The sequence below is a fragment of the Collimonas fungivorans genome (genome assembly GCF_028292705.1).
Lineage (GTDB): Bacteria > Pseudomonadota > Gammaproteobacteria > Burkholderiales > Burkholderiaceae_D > Collimonas > Collimonas fungivorans_B.
In genome coordinates this window covers 1-4,020 of sequence record NZ_JAQGLV010000042.1, presented here as the reverse complement: position 1 = coordinate 4,020, position 4,020 = coordinate 1, and the positions used below count along the sequence as shown (strand labels likewise).

Annotated in this window: 4 protein-coding genes; 1 reads left to right on the top strand and 3 read right to left on the bottom strand. The window is 60.1% G+C overall.

Annotation, left to right across the window (positions count from 1 at the left end):
- Both JWQ61_RS02050 and JWQ61_RS02045 read right to left on the bottom strand, forming a co-directional pair.
- Nucleotides 1–1,258: MFS transporter (locus JWQ61_RS02050; protein WP_304359050.1), on the bottom strand; the 1,258-nt coding region annotated here is incomplete at its 3' end.
- A gap of 97 nt (nucleotides 1,259–1,355) precedes the next feature.
- On the bottom strand, nucleotides 1,356–2,573 hold the full coding sequence (locus tag JWQ61_RS02045) for an alanine--glyoxylate aminotransferase family protein (protein ID WP_304359049.1): 1,218 nt from the start codon (nucleotides 2,571–2,573) through the stop codon (nucleotides 1,356–1,358).
- Between the two features lie 259 nt (nucleotides 2,574–2,832).
- Between JWQ61_RS02045 and JWQ61_RS02040 the strand changes: the two genes are divergently transcribed.
- Nucleotides 2,833–3,558: a GntR family transcriptional regulator gene (locus tag JWQ61_RS02040; protein WP_304359048.1), complete on the top strand. Its 726-nt coding sequence runs from the start codon at nucleotides 2,833–2,835 to the stop codon at nucleotides 3,556–3,558.
- A gap of 15 nt (nucleotides 3,559–3,573) precedes the next feature.
- Here JWQ61_RS02040 and JWQ61_RS02035 read toward each other — a convergent pair.
- Nucleotides 3,574–4,020 (bottom strand): MetQ/NlpA family ABC transporter substrate-binding protein (locus tag JWQ61_RS02035; protein WP_304359047.1); only part of this gene is annotated, 447 nt, incomplete at its 5' end.

Here is a 4,020-nt window from a genome sequence, read left to right as displayed (position 1 = left end):
CCGCGCCATCCGCCACGCTGTGCTCGAACTTGCTGTCGGGCTGCATGCGGAATGCCAGCAGCACGCCGAATCCCATCAGGATCATGCTGCCGACGAACGGCAGTTCCCAGCTGCCGAAGCGGTCGATCAGGTAGCCGGACAGCACCGGCGAGATGATCGCCGCCAGCGCCGAGCCGGTATTCATCATGCCGCTGGCGGTGCCCGAGTACTGCGGAGCGATATCCATCGGGATTGCCCACATCGGGCCTATCGTCATTTCGGCAAAAAAGAAACCGGCGCTCAGGCAAAGTATCGAGACGTAAACATTGTGGGTGACGAGCAATGGCAGCAGCGACAACAGCGTCAGCAGCATGCACACCGACACCATCTGGCTGCGCGCCCGCTTCAGGTTGCCGGTGCGCTTCAGGATCCTGTCGCTGACGATACCGCCCAGCGTATCGCCGAGCACGCCGGCGAAGAACACGCTGGAAGCGAACAGCGCCGATTTCTTGATGTCGAGGTCGTAGCTGTGCAGGAAATATTGCGGAATCCAGCTCAGGAACAGCCACAAGGTCCAGCCGTAGCAGAAATACACGATGGTCACCGGCAACATGCGTTTGAACAGCGGCCCCCATGGAATCTTCGACGTGTTTTTCTTCACCGCCGGCAGTATCGCCAGTTCTTCCTTGGTGATGCGCGGATGTTTCTCCGGATGTTCGGTAAACACAAATGCCCACACCAATACCCAGACCAGGCTGATCACCCCGCAGATATAGAAGGATTCACGCCAGCCGTGGGTGGCCATGATGAACACCACCAGCGTGGGCGCGACCGCATTGCCGATGCGGGCGAACGCATGCGTGATGCCCTGCGCGAAACCGCGGTTTTCCTTGGCGACCCAGCGCGACATGGCGCTGGTGGCGGCGGGGAAAGTGGCGCCTTCGCCCAGGCCCAGCAGCAGCCGCGCCATCAGCAGCGAAAACAAGCCGCCGGCAAAGCCGGTCAGGATGGTGGCGATACCCCACAATATGCCGCAATAGATCAGGGTGCGTTTGGCGCCGAACTTGTCGCTGACCCAGCCGCCGATGATCTGGAATACCAGGTAGGGATAGGCGAATGCAGAAAACACCAGGCCGATCTGGGTTTTTGAAAGATCGAATTCTTTGGCAAAACCGGCCGCGGCGGTGCTGACGTTGACGCGATCCAGGTAGGTAATGAAATACATCAGGCATAACATGATCAGCACGACCGTGGTCGCGCGCAAACGCAGGTGTTTCATTGTTGTCTCCAATATTATGGTGGTCGGCAAGCGCCGCAGGACATCTTTATCCTTGCTCCGCCCGTCCTCTGCGGGACGGTGCCGGAGCGGTTCCAACTTATGCGGCCTTCAATACCGGTTTGCTCTTTTGCGCAGCCAGGTTATCCATCGCCGCCACCACGCCGCTGCCGGCCAGCGGCACGCCGGCCAGCTTCAGTCCCATTTCGCAGCCGGCCAGGGTCGCCATCAGGGTCAGGTCGTTGGCTTCGCCCAGGTGGCCGATACGGAACATGCCGCCCTTCATTTTTCCGAGGCCGGTGCCGAGCGACATGTTGAAGTTTTCATAGATGGTCTTGCGGATCGCATCGGCGTCGAAGCCGGGCGGCGTCATCACGCCGGTCAGCACCGGCGAGTACAGCGCAGGATCGGCGCACTGGACCTCCAGGCCCCAGGCGCGCACCGCATCGCGGCAGGCGCTGGCCAACCGCTGGTGGCGCACGAACACCCGGTCCAGGCCTTCGCCGAGGATCATGTCGAGCGCTTCCGACAATCCGTACAACAAATTGGTGTTGGGCGTGTAGGGCCAATAGCCGGTCTGGTTCATCTCGATGATGTCGGTCCAGTCCCAGAATGCTTTCGGCAACTTGGCGTTCTTGCTGGCTGCGATGGCTTTCTGCGATACCGCGTTGAAGCTGATGCCCGGCGGCAGCATCAACCCTTTTTGCGATCCCGACACGGTGACGTCGACGCCCCATTCGTCATGGCGGTAATCCGCCGAGGCCAGGCCGGAAATCGTATCGACGATCAGCAGGGCCGGGTGGCCGGCGGCGTCGATCGCCCTGCGCACGGCGGCGATGTCGGAAGTGACGCCGGTCGAGGTTTCATTGTGGACCACGCACACTGCCTTGATCTGGTGCTCGCTGTCCTGGCGCAGGCGCTGTTCGATGCGGTCGGCCTGTACGCCGTGGCGCCAGCCTTCGATGCCTGGCAGGCCGAGGAACTCCGGCTTCAAACCCAGCGCTTCGGCCATTTTCTTCCAGAGCGTGGCGAAATGCCCGGTCTCATACATCAGCACCGTATCGCCGGCGCTCAGGGTGTTGGTCAGCGCAGCTTCCCAAGCGCCGGTGCCGGAAGCCGGATAGATCACCACTGGCTGTACGGTCTTGAAAATTTTCTTGATGCCTGCCAGCACCTGCAAACCGAGCGCGCCGAATTCCGGGCCGCGATGGTCGATGGTCGGATAACTCATGGCGCGCAAAATCCGGTCAGGCACCGGGCTAGGGCCCGGGATCTGCAGGAAATGACGGCCGGCCGGATGGAAATCTAGTGTCAACATGTATGCCTCCTTTGAACAAATTGTATTTTGCATTCAAAATACTTTAGCAGTCCAAATTCCAGCCGTAAAGAGATTTTTCACAAGGCCTGAGTAACGACATCTGCTTAAAAGAAGCATAAATCCTTAATAATCAATGAAATATGATGATTTATAGCCGTTTTATTCTTTTTGACATTCATCTGGAATGGCGCCAGACAACAATTCTTACGCCCTGTATTTGATGTTAAAATACGATCAAACGCGTAAAAAAGGATTTTGAATGCAAAATGCGATAACCGGGCAAGAAGAAAAACCTGCTCCCCTGGTGCCCAAACTGGAGCGCCAGCGCCTGCATGACACGGTGGTTGACCATTTGCGCAACCTGATCGTCGAAGCGGTGCTGACGCCGGGCACCAAGCTCAATGAGCGGGAGTTATGCGAAACGCTGGGGATTTCGCGCACGCCGTTGCGCGAAGCGCTGAAGGTGCTGGCGGCCGAAGGCTTGATAGAGATATCGCCGAACCGGGGGGCGTCGGTCTCCAAGATGTCGGAAACCGAAATCTGGGAAACCTTCGAACTGATGAGCGGCCTGGAAGCGATGTCGGGCGAGCTGGCCTGCGACCGCATCACGCCGGTCGAACTGGCCGAGATCAAGGCCTTGCACTATGCGATGCTGGCTTGCAAGGCGCAGAACGATCTGCCGGGTTATTACAGCCGCAACCAGGCGATACACGACAAGATCAACGACGCTGCCCGCAATTCGGTCCTGCGCCAGACTTACCTCGGCCTGAACCGGCGCTTGAAGGCGCTGCGCTTCAAATCGAATTTCCAGCCGACCAAATGGGATAGCGCCGCCCACGACCACGACGAGATGGTGAAAGCGCTGGAAGCGCGCGACGGCAAACGGCTGGCGGCGATATTGCGCCAGCACTTGCTGGACAAGCGCGATGCGGTGCTGATGGCTGCGGCCTTGCCGGCTGAAAGCAAGACCGGTCCCCAGGCCTGAATCACGCGCGGCGCTTCACCACGGCCTGCGCACCGAGTCCTGGTAACGTTCCAGGATGAATTTCGCCACCGGTCCGGAATGGTAGGCGGCAAGCAGCTGCGTCACCCAGGGTTCGCCGCGGTCGCCGGCGCGCACCGCCAGCACGTTCTGCCAGGGCGAGCGGGCATCCTCGATACCGATGCTGTCGCGCGCCGGATACAGGCCGGCCTTGGCGGCGTCGGCGCTGTCGATCACCGCGAACGCCACCTGGTCCAATGCGGCAAACAGCTGCGAGCGCGGCACCTGCCGGATTTTCAGATGCAGGCGGTTGCCGGTGATATCGGCCAGCGTTGCATGCAGGCCGGCGCGATCGGAAAATGTCAGCAGCGTGAAATTCTGCAGCAACACCAGCGCCCTTGCCGTGCCGGCCGCATCGGCCGGAATCGCGATCGTGGCGCCGCGCTGCAGCTGCGTGAGCGTCTT

Coding starts and splice junctions, on each gene's coding strand:
- JWQ61_RS02045 (WP_304359049.1), bottom strand. CDS start 2,573: ATGTTGACACTAGATTTCCATCCGGCCGGCCGTCATTTCCTGCAGATC.
- JWQ61_RS02040 (WP_304359048.1), top strand. CDS start 2,833: ATGCAAAATGCGATAACCGGGCAAGAAGAAAAACCTGCTCCCCTGGTG.